The sequence below is a fragment of the Paenibacillus cellulosilyticus genome (assembly GCF_003182255.1).
GTDB classification, from domain to species: Bacteria; Bacillota; Bacilli; order Paenibacillales; family Paenibacillaceae; genus Paenibacillus_T; species Paenibacillus_T cellulosilyticus.
Genome location: NZ_QGTQ01000001.1, coordinates 535,440 through 552,871 on the forward strand (window position 1 = coordinate 535,440; position 17,432 = coordinate 552,871).

General features: G+C 51.7%; 15 protein-coding genes. 6 read left to right on the top strand and 9 right to left on the bottom strand.

Annotated elements, in window-relative coordinates; all coding sequences use genetic code 11:
• Window positions 1–61: 61 nt before the first annotated feature.
• Both DFQ01_RS02295 and nspC read left to right on the top strand, forming a co-directional pair.
• On the top strand, window positions 62–1,309 hold the full coding sequence (locus tag DFQ01_RS02295; protein ID WP_110042253.1) for a saccharopine dehydrogenase family protein: 1,248 nt from the start codon (window positions 62–64) through the stop codon (window positions 1,307–1,309).
• Window position 1,310: 1 nt separating this feature from the next.
• Entirely contained in the window at window positions 1,311–2,438 is a 1,128-nt protein-coding gene (gene nspC, locus DFQ01_RS02300) for a carboxynorspermidine decarboxylase (protein ID WP_110042254.1), read from the top strand.
• 55 nt (window positions 2,439–2,493) lie between these two features.
• Here the strand turns inward: nspC and DFQ01_RS02305 are convergent, their stop codons facing one another.
• Genes DFQ01_RS02305 through DFQ01_RS02315 form a run of 3 tightly spaced genes read right to left on the bottom strand, consistent with a single transcriptional unit; the run spans window position 2,494 to window position 5,554 of the window.
• Window positions 2,494–3,288 (bottom strand): SDR family NAD(P)-dependent oxidoreductase, encoded by a 795-nt coding sequence (locus DFQ01_RS02305; RefSeq protein WP_110042255.1) that lies wholly within the window; start codon window positions 3,286–3,288, stop codon window positions 2,494–2,496.
• A gap of 53 nt (window positions 3,289–3,341) precedes the next feature.
• Window positions 3,342–4,358, bottom strand: coding sequence for an AraC family transcriptional regulator (locus DFQ01_RS02310; RefSeq protein ID WP_110042256.1), 1,017 nt, complete (start codon window positions 4,356–4,358; stop codon window positions 3,342–3,344).
• Window positions 4,358–5,554 (bottom strand): MFS transporter, encoded by a 1,197-nt coding sequence (locus DFQ01_RS02315; protein ID WP_110042257.1) that lies wholly within the window; start codon window positions 5,552–5,554, stop codon window positions 4,358–4,360. Before DFQ01_RS02315 ends, DFQ01_RS02310 begins: the two co-directional genes overlap by 1 nt.
• Before the next feature lie 167 nt (window positions 5,555–5,721).
• On the opposite strand from DFQ01_RS02315, the gene DFQ01_RS02320 reads away from it, so the two are divergent.
• Complete coding sequence (locus DFQ01_RS02320) at window positions 5,722–6,396, top strand: TVP38/TMEM64 family protein (protein ID WP_110042258.1); 675 nt, start codon at window positions 5,722–5,724, stop codon at window positions 6,394–6,396.
• Between the two features lie 48 nt (window positions 6,397–6,444).
• Here DFQ01_RS02320 and DFQ01_RS02325 read toward each other — a convergent pair whose 3' ends face one another.
• A complete protein-coding gene (locus DFQ01_RS02325) occupies window positions 6,445–7,260 on the bottom strand; it encodes a YitT family protein (protein ID WP_425452348.1) in 816 nt (271 codons plus the stop codon).
• Between the two features lie 355 nt (window positions 7,261–7,615).
• Between DFQ01_RS02325 and DFQ01_RS02330 the strand changes: the two genes are divergently transcribed.
• The 3 genes from DFQ01_RS02330 (at window position 7,616) to DFQ01_RS02340 (ending at window position 10,203) form a co-directional block, all read left to right on the top strand.
• Window positions 7,616–8,143, top strand: a complete 528-nt coding sequence (locus DFQ01_RS02330) for a TetR/AcrR family transcriptional regulator (RefSeq protein ID WP_245946483.1) — start codon at window positions 7,616–7,618, stop codon at window positions 8,141–8,143.
• Window positions 8,144–8,244: 101 nt separating this feature from the next.
• Window positions 8,245–9,444, top strand: coding sequence for an MFS transporter (locus DFQ01_RS02335; RefSeq protein WP_110042260.1), 1,200 nt, complete (start codon window positions 8,245–8,247; stop codon window positions 9,442–9,444).
• A 177-nt stretch (window positions 9,445–9,621) separates the two neighbouring features.
• On the top strand, window positions 9,622–10,203 hold the full coding sequence (locus tag DFQ01_RS02340) for a DUF3238 domain-containing protein (protein ID WP_110042261.1): 582 nt from the start codon (window positions 9,622–9,624) through the stop codon (window positions 10,201–10,203).
• A gap of 124 nt (window positions 10,204–10,327) precedes the next feature.
• Here the strand turns inward: DFQ01_RS02340 and DFQ01_RS02345 are convergent, their stop codons facing one another.
• From DFQ01_RS02345 to DFQ01_RS02365, 5 genes are all read right to left on the bottom strand, one after another.
• Window positions 10,328–11,989, bottom strand: a complete 1,662-nt coding sequence (locus DFQ01_RS02345; protein WP_110042262.1) for a glycerol-3-phosphate dehydrogenase/oxidase — start codon at window positions 11,987–11,989, stop codon at window positions 10,328–10,330.
• A 184-nt stretch (window positions 11,990–12,173) separates the two neighbouring features.
• Entirely contained in the window at window positions 12,174–13,670 is a 1,497-nt protein-coding gene (gene glpK, locus DFQ01_RS02350) for a glycerol kinase GlpK (RefSeq protein ID WP_342769972.1), read from the bottom strand.
• A complete protein-coding gene (locus tag DFQ01_RS02355) occupies window positions 13,671–14,249 on the bottom strand; it encodes a glycerol-3-phosphate responsive antiterminator (RefSeq protein WP_110042263.1) in 579 nt (192 codons plus the stop codon).
• Between the two features lie 303 nt (window positions 14,250–14,552).
• Window positions 14,553–15,329 (bottom strand): hypothetical protein, encoded by a 777-nt coding sequence (locus DFQ01_RS02360; RefSeq protein ID WP_110042264.1) that lies wholly within the window; start codon window positions 15,327–15,329, stop codon window positions 14,553–14,555.
• A gap of 119 nt (window positions 15,330–15,448) precedes the next feature.
• Window positions 15,449–17,260: a CotH kinase family protein gene (locus DFQ01_RS02365; protein WP_245946484.1), complete on the bottom strand. Its 1,812-nt coding sequence runs from the start codon at window positions 17,258–17,260 to the stop codon at window positions 15,449–15,451.
• Window positions 17,261–17,432: the final 172 nt, after the last annotated feature.

Below are 17,432 nucleotides of genomic sequence, written 5' to 3' on the forward strand. Positions count from 1 at the left end.
ATCGTTTGCCGGGAAATTGCATGTTTTAACCAAAAAATTCATGAGGTAAGGGGATTGAGAAATGGGCAAAGCGTTAGTAATTGGTTGTGGCGGTGTGGCATCGGTGGCCATCCACAAATGTGTTCAAAACAGTGAGGTTTTCGAAGAAATCTGTATCGCAAGCCGTACGAAATCGAAATGCGACGATCTGAAAGCAAAGCTCGATGGCGGCAAAACGAAAATCACGACTGCTCAAGTTGATGCAGACAACGTTGACGAGCTGATCGCGCTGATCAACGAAGTGAAACCAGACATCGTTATGAACCTGGCGCTGCCTTACCAAGATCTCACGATCATGGATGCATGCCTGGCAACGAAAACACACTACATGGATACAGCTAACTACGAGCCGCATGATACGGCGAAATTCGAATACAAATGGCAGTGGGAATACCGCGAGCGCTTCGAGAAAGCCGGCATTACGGCACTTCTGGGCAGCGGCTTCGATCCAGGCGTAACGGGCGTGTTCTCTGCTTATGCACTGAAGCACTACTTCGACGAGATCGAGTACATCGACATTCTCGACTGCAACGGCGGCGACCATGGCTATCCGTTCGCAACGAACTTCAACCCAGAGATCAACATTCGCGAAGTTTCGGCTAACGGCCGCTACTGGGAGAACGGCGAATGGATCGAAACGAAGCCAATGGAAATCAAACGGGAGTACAACTTCGCTGAAGTTGGCCCTAAAGATATGTACCTGCTGTACCATGAAGAGCTGGAGTCCCTTGCACAGAACATGCCAGGTCTGAAACGCATTCGCTTCTTCATGACGTTCGGCCAAAGCTACCTGACGCATCTTCGCGCACTGGAGAACGTGGGCATGACGTCGATCGAGCCAATCGAGTTCGAAGGCAAACAAATCATCCCGCTGCAGTTCCTGAAAGCTGTATTGCCAGACCCAGCGTCCCTCGGACCGCGTACGGTTGGCAAAACGAACATCGGCTGCATTTTCCAAGGCAAAAAAGACGGCGTTGCAAAAACGTACTATGTATATAACGTATGCGACCACCAAGAGTGCTACAAGGAAGTGGGATCGCAAGCGATCTCCTACACGACTGGCGTACCTGCAATGATCGGCGCTGCCATGGTTCTGACGGGCAAATGGAACAAACCAGGCGTATACAATGTTGAAGAGTTCGATCCAGATCCATTCATGGAAGAGTTGAACAAATGGGGACTTCCATGGGTAGAAGACTTTAATCCGGTATTGGTTGATGACGGTCAGGATGCGCCTGCAGCTGCAAAACAACCGGTAATGGTTCGCTAAGATGCGGTTCGAAGAGCTACCTACTCCTTGCTTTGTCGTTGACGAGGCGCTCATCGAGAAAAATCTGAAGATCCTCAGCGGCGTCATGCAGCGTACGGGAGCGAAGATTGTGTTGGCGCAGAAAGCATTCTCCATGACAGCGATGTATCCCCTCATTGGCGAATACTTGAGCGGCACAACCGCAAGCGGCTTATATGAAGCTCGACTCGGCTACGAAGAAATGGGCAAAGAAACGCATGTCTTTGCCCCTGCATACCGTGCTGAAGAGATGGATGAGATTCTGTCCATCTGCGATCATATCATCTTCAACTCCTTCTCCCAGCTGGAGAAGTTCAAGGATAAGGCGCTCAAGGCTGGCCGCAAGGTTGGCCTGCGCATTAATCCGCAATGCTCGACGCAGGTTGGTCATGAGATCTACGATCCATGCTCCACGGGTTCGCGTTTCGGTGCCCTTCTGGATCAATTCCGTCCAGAACTGCTTGAAGGCGTAACGGGTCTGCACTTCCATACGCTCTGTCAGCAAAATTCCGACGACCTCGAGACGACGCTCAATGCAGTCGTGGAGAAGTTCGGCGAATGGCTGCCGAAGATGGAATGGATCAACTTCGGTGGTGGGCATCATATTACGAGAGACGATTATGATATCCCACGCCTCGAAGCTTGCATCAAGCGCATGCAGAACGACTACGGTCTAGAGGTATATCTGGAGCCAGGCGAAGCGGTTGCGCTGAACGCAGGCTACATGGTTGCTTCGGTACTGGACTTCCATAAGAACGGCATGGATATTGCCATTCTCGATACTTCTGCGACATGCCATATGCCAGACGTATTGGAAATGCCATATCGTCCGCCGGTTCAACAGTCCGGTATGCCTGGCGAGAAGTCGCATACGTATCGACTGGCAGGTCAAACTTGCCTGACGGGCGACGTCATCGGCGACTATTCGTTCGATCAACCCCTCCAAGAAGGCGACCGCATCGTGTTCGAGGACATGGCGATCTACTCCATGGTGAAGACGAACACGTTTAACGGCATGCCGCTTCCGGCGATTGCTGTTATGGGCAAAGACGGCGATTGCCGTGTCGTGCGCGAGTTCGGTTATGAAGATTTCAAGACGCGTCTAGCGTAAAATAAAGCAGGCATCGGTTTCATGACCGATGCCTGCTTTTTTCATATGGATAAGCTTAGAAGATCGTCGGCACCATGCCTCCGTCCATCCGGATGGGAGAGCCTTTGAACGCCGATGCAAAGGGACTGCACACGAACGCGGCTAACCTGCCGATCTCGCTTGGCCGGATGAAGCGTTGAATCTCGGATTGAGGCAGGTTGGTCTTCATGAAACTTCTTTCCTTCTCCGCCCAGGTCATCTCTTCATTCGCGTATATACCATCAATAATATGTTGGACATTCTCAGATAGAGTTGGACCCGGCAAGAGCGTATTGACGGTGACTTCTGTTCCGGTGGTTAGCTTGGACAGGCTCTTCGCCAAAGACAGCAGCATGGACTTGGTCACGCCGTATTGCGGCATCAACCCCGACGGCATGACAGCTTCTTCACTCGCAATAAAAATAATTCGACCGAACTCACGCTTCAGCATCTCTGGCAAATAAAGCTTACACAGTCCATTGGCGGCCAACACATTCGTACGGAAATACGTCTCCCACACTTCATCGGTTACGTCCTCATACTGCATGATCTCATAGATCCCCATGTTATTCACGAGTATATCAATATCAGGGAACTTATTGAATAAGGCCTCTCTCTGCTGGCTGTCGACGATATCCGCCGCAGCATTGCGGGGAGTGGTAGCCGGAAACTCTGCCTTGATCTCATTTACAACCCGCTCGACTTCATCTGCGCTGCGTCCGTTAATCAATACGTTGACGCCTTCCCTGGCAAGCTCGATAGCGATGGCCTTACCGATTCCTTTGGTCGATCCTGTAACGAGTGCTGTTTTGTTGATTAGTCCCATATCCACGGTGCATTCTCCTTATCATCAACGTTCTCGTTGATAATCGTAGCTCGTTTGGGTTAATCCGTAACTAGCCCTTCACGCCAACGTGCATGCCTAGCGCGCCAATTCGATGGCGTATCCCCTTCCCATATTCGAAAAGCACGATAGAACGAGTTCTGATCCTCATAGCCCGTTAAGAAGGCCACTTCCTTGATTTCCAACGAGGGATCTGCCAGGTGGATGAGCGCCAGCTCATGCCGGGCTTGCATCAGAAGCTGCTTGAAGCTTACGCCCTCGTCCGTCAGTCTGCGCTGTAAGGTTCGGCTGCTCATCTTAAGCTCGCCTGCAATCTGCTGAATGTTAATATGCCCGCTTGCAAAGCTGCGCTTCATGATCCATTTGACCGTCTCTGTCACGGAGCTGCTGCGCTGTTGTTCATTCAAGGTTTGATCAAGAACAGGAGTCAAGATCTCAAGCAGCTCCTCGTTATACGAGACAAAAGGACGATCCAGATCGCTCCGATTTAACGTTAGACGGTTGCATCCCGCCCCAATCCGGACAGCGCAGCCAAAGTAATTTTCAAGAACGGCTATATCACCCATGGGGTTTGTGAATTCAACCAACAACGCCTTGAGCGATTGACCCGTGCCCCGTCGGCCAAGCTCGAGAAGATACGCAAGTGTGATGCCAACGAGCACCGTTGGTCCCGCCTGTTCGGCATCCCACCAATCCAGCTGAATCGTACAGGTCTCGTCATGCTCGGATATCACCAAGCTTTCAGGCGGGCACAGCTGTTTGTATCGAGCCATTCGCATAAGCGCGTCTCGATAGTCCCGGGCATGAAAAGTCGCTAAGGCTGCAGGTGGATAATGAGCAGTCTCGAAGTTGGTCGCAAGCTTAATGATGGCGTCAGCCGTATCACCAACGAGCTCAGCGTAAGAATGCCAGATCGCAAAGTAATCGGCGGCGGATACAGTCGAATCCGTAACAATGTCTAGCGGTAATTGTGCTTGGCGAGCTACTTCAGAGGCGGGAATGCCCAATTGACGTAATCCTGTCCAAAATCCCGGATGGATTTTGATACGGTTAGACATCACCTGACTCGGCGCTCCGACACTATGCTGCCCACTCCAACCGCCAGCGCAAGGCCTACGAGGATGGCCCCGACCCAAGGAAGCGACGACAGTGACATATGCGTAATGACCCAACCGCCAACGAAGGCGCCAACCGCATTGCCGAGATTGCCTGCAGAGTGGCTCGATGTGGACGCTAATGCAGGTGCGCCCTGGGCGATACTCATAATGCGAACCTGCAGACCCGGCATGACGGCGAAAGATCCCGCTCCCCAGACGAAGATTGTCGCGACAGCAGCGATTTCATTGTGAATCGTGAACGTCAACGCCGTCAGCGCAATAACGATAACGCAGTAGATGCCAATAATGGAGGGCATCAGCTTCCAGTCCGCCAGCTTGCCGCCGACGATATTACCGATCGTAACACCAATACCGAATAGGACAAGAATCCAGGTTACGCTGTGCTCGGCAAAGCCCGTAATATCAACAAGCAGCGGCGTAATGTACGTAAAGACAGCGAACAATCCTGAGTTGCCGAGCGCGCAGATGAGCAGGAACACCATCAGCTTCGGGCTGATCAATGCTGCAATCTGCTGTTTGATACTAATCGCCTTCTCCTGCGGCAGGCGCGGAATTAAGATGACGATACCGATTAGAGCAATGACGCCCATCAGCGCGATAGCGCCAAAGGAAGCACGCCAGCCCATATGCTGGCCGATGTAAGTGCCAAGCGGTACACCAAGAATGTTGGCAATGGTCAGTCCCGCCATCATCACGGATACGGCTCCAGCTCTTTTGTCAGGACGAACAAGATTGGCCGCAATAACCGCCCCAACCCCAAAAAACGTACCGTGTGTTAAGGCTGTCAGCACCCGTGCACCCATCAGAACCGCATAGTTCGGTGCGATAACCGATACACCATTGCCTGCTATGAATAAGAACATGAGGAAGATCAACAGCTTCTTCTGCGGGATTTGCTGCGTCAGCATCGTCAGAATAGGGGCTCCCACGGCTACGCCTAGTGCATATAACGTGATGAGCTGCCCGGCTGCGGAAATAGATACGTTCAGGTCCTCTGCCACGTTTGGCAAAATCCCCATAATGACGAATTCGGTCATGCCGATCGCGAATGCGCCTACCGTTAACGAGAGCAGTGAGATCGGAAATCCTCCCTTAGCTGCCTCCGGACGACGACTGGCATGTTGTGTAAGTTCCATGATGCTGTACTCCTATCCTTGTTATCTCTATGCAGCCTCCATTCTACTACAACATCCGCCGAATCGTCTCGCCGAATCAAATTGTTGATTATTACTGCTTACATCCAAGAGGTGATTTTCGTTATAATATATTTAGTTAGGTAACCTAAAGGAGTTTGTGGTTCATTATGAATAAACGTAAATTGATCGTTCGCGTGGTTGGCTATATAGCCTTCCTGCTATGCTTGTTCTACTTAATAAGAAGCAGCGGCTATACGGTTGCGGACTTAACACCGGATACGATACGGGAGATCGCTCACGATGACATCATCCTCATCATGCTGATTATGCTCGTCATTATGACGCTGCAAAATATTTTTACATTCATCCCGCTTATCCTAGTCATTACGGCGAATATTACGTTATTCGGTTTCGTAAAGGGCTATCTATACGGCTGTTTATGCAGCGTTATCGGCAGTACAATCGTCTTCCTGTCGATCCGGTATCTGTTCCATGACGTATTCGCAGGCTCGCCGAAAATGCAGCAGTTCCAAGAAAAAATCGAGAAGAACGGCTTCACCTACGTGCTATTCGGACGGATTTTGCCGCTGATGCCAACGAACTTAATTAACATTACATCCGGATTAAGCTCCATCCGCACGCTGCATTTCGTAACCGCAACAACAATCGGCAACATGGTGTATGGTCTCGTCCTATCCTCGTTGTCCTTTGGTTTAATATCCGCATCCGCTCATAACCGAGTCTACATTATTGCAACGGTCATTGTGGTGTTAGCTATTGTCTGGTTGTACCGGTTAAACAAAAGAAGGCACAAGAAGGCAGTAGAAGTCGAAATGAAATAGGGCGCCCATCGGGCGCCCTTGTTGTCGTTTCAGTATTGTATTGTCGGCTTAGTGGATATCCTTCTTCTTGAAGTTTCCGCCCTTTACTTCTGCTACGTCATACACCATAACAAAAGCGCCTGGGTCGAGCTCGTGGATGATCTCTTTCATTTTGCTTTCTTCCAAGCGGTTAATGACGCAGGTGATCTCCCGAAATTGCTCGTTGGAGTATCCACCCTCCACGAGGTTATAGGTAGCACCACGGCCTAGGCGGTCACGAATCGTCTCGACCATTTCTTCTGGATGTCTGGTAATGATTTTGAACGTTTTGGCTCCGCTCAAGCCCTCTTCAACGATATGGATAACCTTCGAGGCAATGAAATAAGCAATACCGGACAAAATCGCCCCTTGCAGGCCGAAAATGCTCGAAACAACGATAAACACGAATGTATTCAGGAATAAGATCAGATCGCTTGTACCAAAAGGCAGCTTCCGAGAGAGCAGCACGGCCAGCATATCAATGCCGTCCAGTGCGCCGCCATTACGCAGAGCCAGACCCATTCCGAAACCGATGATGATACCGCCTACGACCGTAATCAGCAGCGTATCGCCTTCGATGATTGGGGTTAGTTCATGCATGACGGCGGTGCCGACAGCTAGCGATGCAATACCGAGCACGGAATAGATCGCGAAGCTTTTACCAATCTGCTTGTACCCTAGAAAAATAAATGGAATATTAAGTACCGCGATTAAAAGTCCCAGCGGCAATCCAATCAGCTCTGATCCCACGATACTAAGACCCGTCACGCCGCCATCGGATACGTTGTTCGGAATTAATACAGCTTCCAGTCCGTAGGCCGTTACGAACGCTCCAATGACCACCATAAGCCCGCGTACAATCTTTCTTAATACGGCAGGTTGTTTGCGCCCCACCTGTCCTCCAAGTCCCATCTGTCCCGTCTTCATGTCTTAACCTCATTTCGTTGTAAAGCATATTTGGTTTGCTCACGCGCCCGTTGCCAATATAAGCTAAAGGATGGCCCACCCGTTGTAGAATGATACCATTTTCGAGTGTTGGATGCGAATTTTCTCCCCACTCTGATGTGAATTAGTACGGTACAAGCTGTCAAAAAAATACTGGACCATTCGTTCCTGAAAATGTATACTACGTTTACGAAAGGGGGAACCCACCATCGGACGCAACAAGGAATTCGACCGGGAGCAAGTGCTCCACAAGGCGATGCTGGTGTTCTGGGCGAAGGGATATGAAGCAACCAGCATGCCCGATCTGCTGCAAGCCATGGACCTAAGCCGCTCCAGCTTATATGAGACGTTCACGGACAAAGAAACGCTATACCTGGAAGCCATCGAGCGATACAAGTCCATCAGTCAGAGCAAGAGAGCCCTCTTGCAAAGCGCACCATCCGCGAAGGAAGGCATTCGTCGATACTTCGATCGCCAAGTGTCTAATGCGCTGGATGAAGCTTCCCCTCATGGCTGTCTTATCACGAACGCAACCGTTGGCATGGAATCGCCTGACGAACAGGTGCGGGCCGCTATTCGGGACAGCTTCGATGGACTGGAGCAATGTTATATCGATGTGTTGAGGCGAGGGCAGCAAGCCGGGGAAATCGCTCCGGACAAAGATGTGCAGACAATGGCAACTCTACTGTTGAACCTGAATCACGGAATCAATGTCGTCACCAAGATGAAGCCGGACCGGAAGCTTTATGACGACATGATTGAGGCCGTTCTCAACATGCTGTAAGAGGGAGCGGCATTTTTCGCACCAATTTCGGAACGATTGTTCCAGTAAATCAGCTGCATCATTACGAACGAGCACCCCGTTTGGAGTAAAGGAGAATTGCAATGCGTACAGTTGAAAATCATCAATCAGTCGAGAAGTCGTTCTCGCCGGCCATTATTCTTATTCTCGCCGCCGCCTGCGGATTAATTGTGGCGAACCTGTATTATGCACAGCCGCTAATCGGACCTATCAGCGAGGACCTTGGGCTGTCTTCTGGGGCGGCCGGCTTGATCGTCACCCTTGCCCAAATCGGTTATGGCCTTGGGCTGTTGTTCCTTGTTCCGCTAGGGGATATCGTGGAAAATCGGAAGCTTGTCGTCATTCTGCTAGTCCTCGCAGCCATTGCACTTGCGCTCGGGGGCGGTATCCATAACGCCTCGCTGTTTCTGCTGGCTTCCATGCTGATCGGCATGAGCTCAGTAGCTGCCCAAGTGCTGGTACCGTATGCGGCGCACCTGTCCCCGGAAGCGACGCGGGGTCGGAACGTCGGCAACGTCATGAGCGGATTGCTGCTTGGCATTATGCTCGCTCGACCGGTATCGAGTCTTGTAGCAGAGTACATGGGCTGGAGAGCGGTATATTATTTGTCTGCAGCTGCGATTCTGTTATTGGCACTGGTACTGCTCCGTGCGCTCCCGGTAAGAAAGCCATCGACCTCAACTCGGTATTCTGAACTGATGGGCTCCATGCTTCATTTGTTGAAATCGACGCCCATCTTACAGCGGAGAGCGCTGTACCATGCATGCGTATTCGGTACGTTCAGCTTGTTCTGGACGACGGTCCCGCTGTACCTAACCGGCCCAGCGTTCCACTTCTCTCAGCAGGAAGTTGCTCTCTTCGCACTGGTCGGAGTATCCGGCGCACTGGCCGCACCTTTCGCTGGCCGACTGGCGGACCGGGGATGGATTCGTCCCGGGACCGGAATTGCACTGGTGCTCGTTCTCGCTTCGATGGCACTGCCCCTTATCGATCAGAGCGGCTCAACGTTCGCGTTAATCCTACTCCTTGTCGCTGCCATCGTGCTCGATATGGGCGTATCGGCGAACCTCGTGTTAAGCCAACGCACGATTTTCTCGCTCGGGGATGAGATACGCAGCCGACTTAACGGCTTGTTCATGGCGATCTTCTTCGCCGGCGGTGCCATTGGCTCAGCACTTGGCGGATGGGCGTATGCGGCAGGCGGCTGGAACGCAGCGCTGTGGATCGGCATTATCCTGCCTACGCTTGCTCTGGTTTATTATTTAACGGAGAAACGATCGTAACGACATTCATGATACAAACCGCCAGTCACATGAAGAGCCAGCTGCCGATCCTGCATCGGTTGCTGGCTCTATTTGCTTCCTGCTCTGACATGGATCCGGCATTCAGGTCAGGGCCGTTATGATAGAATACGTTGAAGATCAATAGATTCAAAGCCTAATATAGCGAGGGGTTCGTATATGGCAGACATTATCAAGATTAGAGGCAGTGTATTTATCGGCGGAATCCTTTATTTACCGCCCACTCAAGACCCGTCCACAGGCACGATTTATGAATTTCAAGGGGACGCGCGGGAATTTACCCCTTACGCGGTAAACACGGGACGCTGCCGCGTCGAGCAAGAGGTCGTAATTGACTTCGTGAAGCGGAGAGTGACGACTTTCGCTAATACAGGCGTCACCATTCTGCGATTAACGGCTTCTGATGGAAGCGTCGAATATAAGTATGGCAAAGCATCGATCGAGGGCATTCGAGTTGAGGATGAAATGTGGGCAGAGGATACAGTGGCCCTTACAATGCGAGCAAGCGCAAGCAACCCCCTGATTGCGGATTCTCCGACTGTTGACTACCTCCTACAGGTTGTTGCCCATCGGAACGGCAGCGTTCAAATGAAGGGCAGTCATGACGGCTTCCCTTGCTTCGAATTTTATAAGCAAGTCGATTTCGGCCACTTCGAATTGCTTCACGCTCATGATTATAGGAAAACGGGCGATACACCGGCCGCAATGGCTGGCGATATGGAATATCATTTTGAAGTGTAGTCACTGAACCTTTCTCATTAAGAAGCATGAGTGAAGAGCTTCTTCCCCGCCAAATGAAACAAGAGACCCACAGCAGCAGCTATGGGTCTCTTGTGTACGAATAAACTTGAGGAAGCCTGCCAGCTTAATGCTCGCTTGCCTTCGAAGCTGCAGCCATTTCAAGCTCCACTTCTTGCGTGTACTCGCGCTTCTGGTCATCGGAATAGGCCAGCCAGTCCGCCATGAAATCGATGACGGCTTCCTTCCAGCGTCTTGCCCAATCCATGTCGAACAGAATAGCGCCCGTTCTCCGCATAAGGAAGTCTACAGGCTTGACGACCATCTCCTCCTCGATCGCGTAGAGCAGCTCAGCCCGCAGCTCATTCGGAAGATGTGGCGCTTGGAGGCTGCCCTTACCGTTCCGAATCAGTTCATGAATGACTGTCACATTCGAGCCATAACGGCGGACAAGTTTCTCGGACGATTCCTTCGACAAGCCGAGCTTCATACCGGCATCTGTCATCTTGTTGACGTACAAGGGGAACTGGCGGGACCCGCCTACGTCGCCTCCTGATATCGGCAGCGTCTTCGTGCTGCACGGCTTGAACGTCCCACGGCCCGCTTCCCCTAGTTTGGTCGCCAGAAGATCGGTTACCGTCTCAGCCATTTTGCGATAGCCCGTCAGCTTACCGCCCGCAATTGTGATCAGCCCCGAAGGAGATACAAAAATCTCGTCTCTTCGAGACACTTCCGAGGGCGATTTGCCCTCTTCGTAGATCAGTGGACGCAGCCCCGCCCAGCTGGACTCGACGTCATCTGCAGTCAGCTTCAGCTCTGGGAACATGCCGTTGGCAGCAGCGAGTATATAATCTCGATCCTCTTCGCTCATGCGAGGATGTACCGTGTCGCCTTTATAATCCGTATCTGTCGTGCCGACGTACGTTTTGCCGTCACGAGGAATAGCGAACACCATACGTCCGTCCGGCGTATCGAAATAAATAGCCTGTCGAAGCGGGAAGCAGCCTCCGTCGAACACAAGATGGACGCCCTTCGTTAGACGCAATGTCTTCCCTTGCTTGGAGCGGTCCAGCTCGCGAAGCGTATCTACCCAAGGACCCGTTGCATTGACGATCTGGCGCGCCTTGATTCGGTACGTCCCTCCTCCAATAACATCACGAACGACAACCCCAACAAGCTTGCCTTCCTCATACAGAAGCTCTTCTGCTTTCACATAGTTCGCAACTTGTGCCCCTGCTTCGACGGCCTTCTTCATGACTTCAATCGTCAAACGAGCGTCATCCGTCCGGTACTCCACATAGTAGCCGCCGCCCTTCAGGCCGTCACGCCGAAGCAGTGGTTCCTTTGCCAACGTTTCTTCCTTGCTTAGCATTTTGCGCCGTTCTTCGCGCTTAACCCCAGCCAGAAAGTCATATACGCGCAGCCCGATCGACGTAGAGAACGCGCCGAACGTTCCTCCTTGATAAAACGGCAGCAGCATCCATTCCGGTGTCGTTACGTGCGGGCCATTCTCGTATACGACCGCGCGCTCTTTGCCAACCTCGGCGACCATCTTCACCTCGAATTGTTTCAAATACCGCAGTCCCCCGTGGACAAGCTTCGTCGAACGACTTGATGTTCCAGCCGCGAAATCCTGCATCTCTATCAGTACTGTCGACATTCCCCGCTTCCGGGTATCCAGCGCTATGCCTGCGCCTGTAATTCCGCCGCCAACGATAAGGACGTCGAACACTTCATTCTCCAAATTGGACAGCCGGCTACGACGATCTGATACGATGTTGTTATTCATCTGTTATCCCTCATTTTCTTGTTAATATCCTATGCGTATATGAAAAAAGAGAACCACACTCAACCCGCCGCGCAATGCGCGGCGGGAACCTTCGTGGCTCTCCCGATCTCCTACCGATTATTAACTTGTGAATGTGATGATTGCATTACGATTAAACGAATTGATACAAATGGCTTCCCGCCGATTACATCCTATACGCCATAGCGGCTTTGACCGCCTTCTTCCAGCCTTCATATAAACGATCGCGCTCATTCTCCGGCATCGTTGGCGCAAACGTCCGCTCCAGCTTCCAGCCTTCAGCAATTTCCTGCTTATCGGCCCAATAGCCTACCGCCAGTCCGGCCAGATAAGCCGCTCCCAGCGCTGTCGTCTCATTGACGACCGGGCGCTCAACCTCCGCCCCGAGCAGGTCACTCTGGAACTGCATGAGAAAGTCATTACGTACCGCGCCGCCATCTACCCGCAGCCCCCGGAGAGTTAATCCTGAATCGAGGGCCATTACGTCCAACACTTCTTTGCTCTGATAAGCGAGCGATTCAAGCGTCGCCCGAATGAAATGCTCCTTCGTTGTTCCTCGTGTAAGTCCGAAGACGGCACCCCGTACGTCGCTGTCCCAATAAGGCGTTCCCATGCCAACAAAGGCCGGTACAACATATACGCCGTCCGAGGACGTTACCCGCGATGCATACATCTCACTATCCGATGTTTGTTTCAGCATCCGAAGACCGTCACGCAGCCACTGGATAGCTGATCCGGCTACGAATACGCTGCCCTCCAGTGCGTATTCGACCTTGCCGTCAATTCCCCAGGCGATCGTCGTTAGCAGCCCATGCTCGGAGCGGACAGCTTCTTCGCCGGTGTTCATGAGCATGAAGCAGCCCGTTCCGTACGTATTCTTAGCCATCCCCTTCTCGAAGCAAGCTTGACCGAACAATGCTGCCTGTTGATCGCCAGCGATGCCCGCGATCGGTATCTCGAAGCCGAAGAAGTGATGCTTGATCGTTCGGCCATAGACCTCCGACGAAGGACGAACCTCTGGGAGCATAGACGCTGGAATATCCAGAATGCCGAGCAGCTCGTTATCCCACGTGAGCTCGTGAATATTGTAGAGCAGCGTTCTTGACGCGTTGGAATAATCGGTAACGTGAACCTTGCCCCCGCTCAGCTTCCAGAGCAGCCAAGAATCAATGGTGCCGAATAGCAAATCGCCATTCTCGGCTTTCTCCCGAGCTCCTTCAACGTGATCGAGCAGCCATTTGATCTTAGTTCCCGAGAAGTATGGATCAATCAGCAGCCCCGTCTTCTCATGAAACAGCTGTTCATGCCCTTGACGCTTCAGTTCCTCGCAAATGTCCTGCGTCTGCCTGGATTGCCAGACGACGGCATGATGGATCGGCCGACTCGTATGACGATCCCAGACGACCGCTGTCTCCCGCTGGTTCGTAATGCCGATGGCCTCGATCTGCTCGGGGCGAATCTCCGCCTTGGACAGCGATGCAGCAATTACACCAAGCACCGATACCCAAATTTCGTTCGCGTCATGCTCCACCCAGCCAGGCTGCGGAAAATACTGCTGGATCTCCTGCTGAGCTGTGCTGACAATGTGGCCCTGGCGATCAAAGATGATGGCCCGAGAGCTCGTCGTTCCCTGATCGATCGCCATAATGTATTTGTTCGACACTTAGCGTTCCCCTTTCCGCCCCGCGGGCTCAAAATGCTTCCACAGCTCATTCTTCGATGTCGTTACTGCCGACGCTCCAGCTTGAAGCGCCTGCTCGACGTCCTGCACCGTACGAATCAAGCCGCCTGCGAAAATCGGAATACCCGTCCGTTCCGCCACCTCTGTGATAATATGCGGAATGACACCGGGAAGGACCTCGATGAAGTCTGGCTTCGTCCTCTCAAACATCGAGTAGCTCTTCTCTAAAGCATTCGTATCGAGCAGAAACAGCCTTTGAATCGCCAGCAGCCCGTTCTGCTTTGTCTTCGCGATAACGCCTGCCCGAGTGGACACGATGCCAGCCGGTTTAACAACCTGGCACAAGTACTCTGCCGCGTATTCATCATTTTTCAGACCTTCAATTAAATCAGCGTGCAGGATCGGCTTCTTCCCGTGTGACTTCGCCAGATCGACGACCGGCCGGATTTGGCTGATGTGGGTGTCCAAGATGACGATATACTCATATGACAGCTTAATAAGCTTCTCCAGATCCTTCACTTTGCGAGCAGCGGGCAATATGCTCTGGTTATGAAAGCTCAAGTGGTCCTCCCCTTCCGCTCTTTCGATTGGCTCGCTTATATGACAAAAAAGGAGAACGACGAACTTGACCCACCAGGGCCTAATTCGCGTGTTCTCCTTGTCTCCGCCACATCTATTAACTTGCGTTCATTATAAACGATACGGAAAGGAGTGTCTATACGGGACCTTATATTGGCACGGTAAGGTTGTTCCGTAATCATGGTACTGCGGGAAAGGTTATGCTTTCATTTTGCCCATGTCGAGCTGTAATGCATACAGAAGCGGCCATTTACTTTCAAGCGCCTGCATGAGCCGTTCCCATCCTTAATTACCTTGTTTGGACGCTAACCGCCTAATCTCCGCACTCATTCTACGGTTAACGGGATACACATCCTCCAGGTAACGAAGAATATGCAGCGCCGACTCCGGGGTCCGCTCGTAGCCAAGAATCATGTCCCCTACCCGTTCTGCAAAAGAAGGAAATCTCTTCTCCAGCCTCCGCTCCTCTCCAAACACGTCCGGAAAGTACGCCTCCTCCTTCTCCAACAAATGCAGAACGGACAAGATGCTGTCCACGGCATAGCTTTGAACGAAACGCGCTGCGGACAGCTTCTCTCCCCGGGCATATCGGCATAGCCCCACATACAAGTTGGTCAAAGCTTCATTCAACGGGAAATCCAGTCCTTCTCTTCGCCGCGTCTCCGTTCTCCCTCCGCTCTTGGCGATGTCCGGCTTCGCATAACTTGGATCCATCCAAACAATCCTCGCCCCCGTGTAAGCGATATGCTCCAGCTCTTCCTCCTCGAACACGGCATACTCGCCATATATCCCGTCCTCGAACATGATTTTGTATCCGTCCACCGTATTTCGGAAGGAATACGCCAATGGACATACATCCTCCAACCAATCCAACCGCTCGATATACCTTTGTTTGTACCCCTGCTTCACGATTACAAAAAAGTCCAAATCCGAATACTCATCGATTCGATCTGTCTCCACCCCGACCGACCCGACTCCCAACAGAAATAGCGTCTCGCCTCTCCGCTCCAGTGAGCCTCCGATTTCATTGAGCCTTCCAAGCAGCCGCTCCTTCGTCGCCATCCCCAATCTCCTCCATCCGGCTAACAAAAAAAGGTCCAACCTCAACTACTAGCGAGGTTGAACCTTTCGGTTGCATAGCCTTTAAATTACTTTTACATTATTTGATAATTATTGCTATGTCAAGACTTCTCCTGGGTGGCGTTGCCATCCGGACGCTGCCCGCCGCCATTACGCATTTGAGAGAACATTGTAATTTGCTCCTCAGTCAGACCGAGCTCAAGAAGCTTGGATTTGATTTCGTCCGTGATCTCTCCTCCGGCATCTTGGATAAGCTGCATAGCCTGCTGCATGATATCACTATCAATGCCGCCCATGTCAGGGAAACCACCTTTGCCGCCTTCGCCTCCCATGCCGCCGCCGCCCTGAGAGCCGAGCGCTTGCATGTCTACAGACGATGCGTCAATGAGTGCGCTTGAGTCCGCTTCCTGCCCTTCTGTCGTCGATGGAATCGTCCCGTCGAGCTGGCCTTGAATGCTCTCTGCACGAAGTGCTCCCAGTTCCTTTAGCTCAGCGACTCCCGCTTCAAACTCATCGTAGGTGTAGAACGCCGATGGATCGTTTTTGACATATTCCGAGATCATCGTGCTTAGCTTATCAACCGTCTGCTCGAATTTGCCGTCTGCAAAATAACCGTCGACGATCTGCTGCAGATACTCATGATACTGTTCGAGATAATCGGGATTCTCAAGCAGCTTGTCGAGCAGCGGACGGTCTTCCATGCTCACGCCTGAAACAGGCGTGTCAATTGGGAAGTTCACGACATCTGACGCGCTGCCCGACTGGAAGCCGCCGAACGCAAGATTGTAATCCCAAGGAAGGATGCTGATCTGCCCGTCGTTCTCATACAGGTAGTAGTTGTGCGCCATATTAGACACATAGCTATCTAGATTAACGACCACCGTATGAGCTGCGAAATACTTAAGTACTGCTTCGACATCAACAGTGGACGCAAGATTCGTGCCTTCGCTCAAGTTCTTCAAAGCTGCAATAAGGCGCTGCTGATCGGTTTCATCTGTTTTGGTCTCCGCATTGTCGAAGATAGCCGAATAGCTGCTGATCTCATCGTCGGTATATTGAAGGGAGGTGCCGTTATCGGCCTTGCCACCCATCATCCCGCCGCCTCCGTTCTGACGGTCAGGCATCTGCTCAGTCGTTTTCTCCGCTGATTCCGTCTGATTTGAATCAGAATTGGTCGAAGTCACCTCTTCGGATGCACTGTCATTCGCATCAGGAGCTGTACCGTCTTGTCCTCCCTTGGCGCCGTCAGGCATGCCACCTCCGCCCATATCTGATTCAGGCTTATACAGCTCCCCTTCATCGTTATGCGTACGTTCCATATAGCTATCATCAAGATCCTCGACTGCCAGATAGAAGCCCCATGTCTCGCCGTTGACCGAAATGTCCGCATACGAGTACAGCGGCGAATCTACCCCAATGTAGGACATAATGTCATAGGACAGGTATTCTTTCATGCTTGTTGCATCGGAGAAATTGTTGTTAAGCACGATCGTGTCTAGGCCCTCCCAAGTCTGCCCATCCACATACTCATCAAACTTAATCTTGAAGCTGTATCGATCCGTCGTGTCATCACGCACAATGGAACTGAGACTGGAGTTGCCCTTCGGGCGAATGCCGACATTGGTAATCGTCGTACCATTAATCGTAATGTCTGCCGAAATATATTCTTCTGCTGACGCGTTGTCCAGCATTTCCTGCCATTTGGTTTGATCGACCGAAATCTGGAATGTCATGACTTCGTTTTTGTCCATCTCTTCCGTATAGGCAAGCGTCGTAACCTGGCTTCCTCCGCTCTGCGCAGTATCCTCAGACTGGGTGGCAGACGTTGCAGCCGTCCCACAACCCGTCAGTGCGGAAGTTGCTGCTATAGTTAACGTTAATAATATGGCGAGTTTAGATTTTCTAAACATCATTCTCATCACCTCTACGTCTATCTTGGGTTGTGGACCTTTAATGGAACTTAAATAGATCCGTGGAAAGTAAGCCCAGGCGATTTTGAGACTGAACATTGTTTCTGGCATAAAAAAGAGGCTCAATCCGTAGATTGCACCTCTTCATGAAAAAGGCATCTGCGTTCTGCCGCAG

What these genes read in the sequence shown, in the direction of transcription:
- DFQ01_RS02365 (WP_245946484.1), bottom strand. Translation starts at nt 17,260, where the DNA reads ATGATGTTTAGAAAATCTAAACTCGCCATATTATTAACGTTAACTATA.
- nspC (WP_110042254.1), top strand. Translation starts at nt 1,311, where the DNA reads ATGCGGTTCGAAGAGCTACCTACTCCTTGCTTTGTCGTTGACGAGGCG.
- DFQ01_RS02325 (WP_425452348.1), bottom strand. Translation starts at nt 7,260, where the DNA reads ATGGTGGTCATTGGAGCGTTCGTAACGGCCTACGGACTGGAAGCTGTA.
- DFQ01_RS02320 (WP_110042258.1), top strand. Translation starts at nt 5,722, where the DNA reads ATGAATAAACGTAAATTGATCGTTCGCGTGGTTGGCTATATAGCCTTC.
- DFQ01_RS02295 (WP_110042253.1), top strand. Translation starts at nt 62, where the DNA reads ATGGGCAAAGCGTTAGTAATTGGTTGTGGCGGTGTGGCATCGGTGGCC.
- DFQ01_RS02315 (WP_110042257.1), bottom strand. Translation starts at nt 5,554, where the DNA reads ATGGAACTTACACAACATGCCAGTCGTCGTCCGGAGGCAGCTAAGGGA.
- DFQ01_RS02335 (WP_110042260.1), top strand. Translation starts at nt 8,245, where the DNA reads ATGCGTACAGTTGAAAATCATCAATCAGTCGAGAAGTCGTTCTCGCCG.
- DFQ01_RS02360 (WP_110042264.1), bottom strand. Translation starts at nt 15,329, where the DNA reads ATGGCGACGAAGGAGCGGCTGCTTGGAAGGCTCAATGAAATCGGAGGC.
- DFQ01_RS02310 (WP_110042256.1), bottom strand. Translation starts at nt 4,358, where the DNA reads ATGTCTAACCGTATCAAAATCCATCCGGGATTTTGGACAGGATTACGT.
- DFQ01_RS02345 (WP_110042262.1), bottom strand. Translation starts at nt 11,989, where the DNA reads ATGAATAACAACATCGTATCAGATCGTCGTAGCCGGCTGTCCAATTTG.
- DFQ01_RS02330 (WP_245946483.1), top strand. Translation starts at nt 7,616, where the DNA reads ATGCTGGTGTTCTGGGCGAAGGGATATGAAGCAACCAGCATGCCCGAT.
- DFQ01_RS02340 (WP_110042261.1), top strand. Translation starts at nt 9,622, where the DNA reads ATGGCAGACATTATCAAGATTAGAGGCAGTGTATTTATCGGCGGAATC.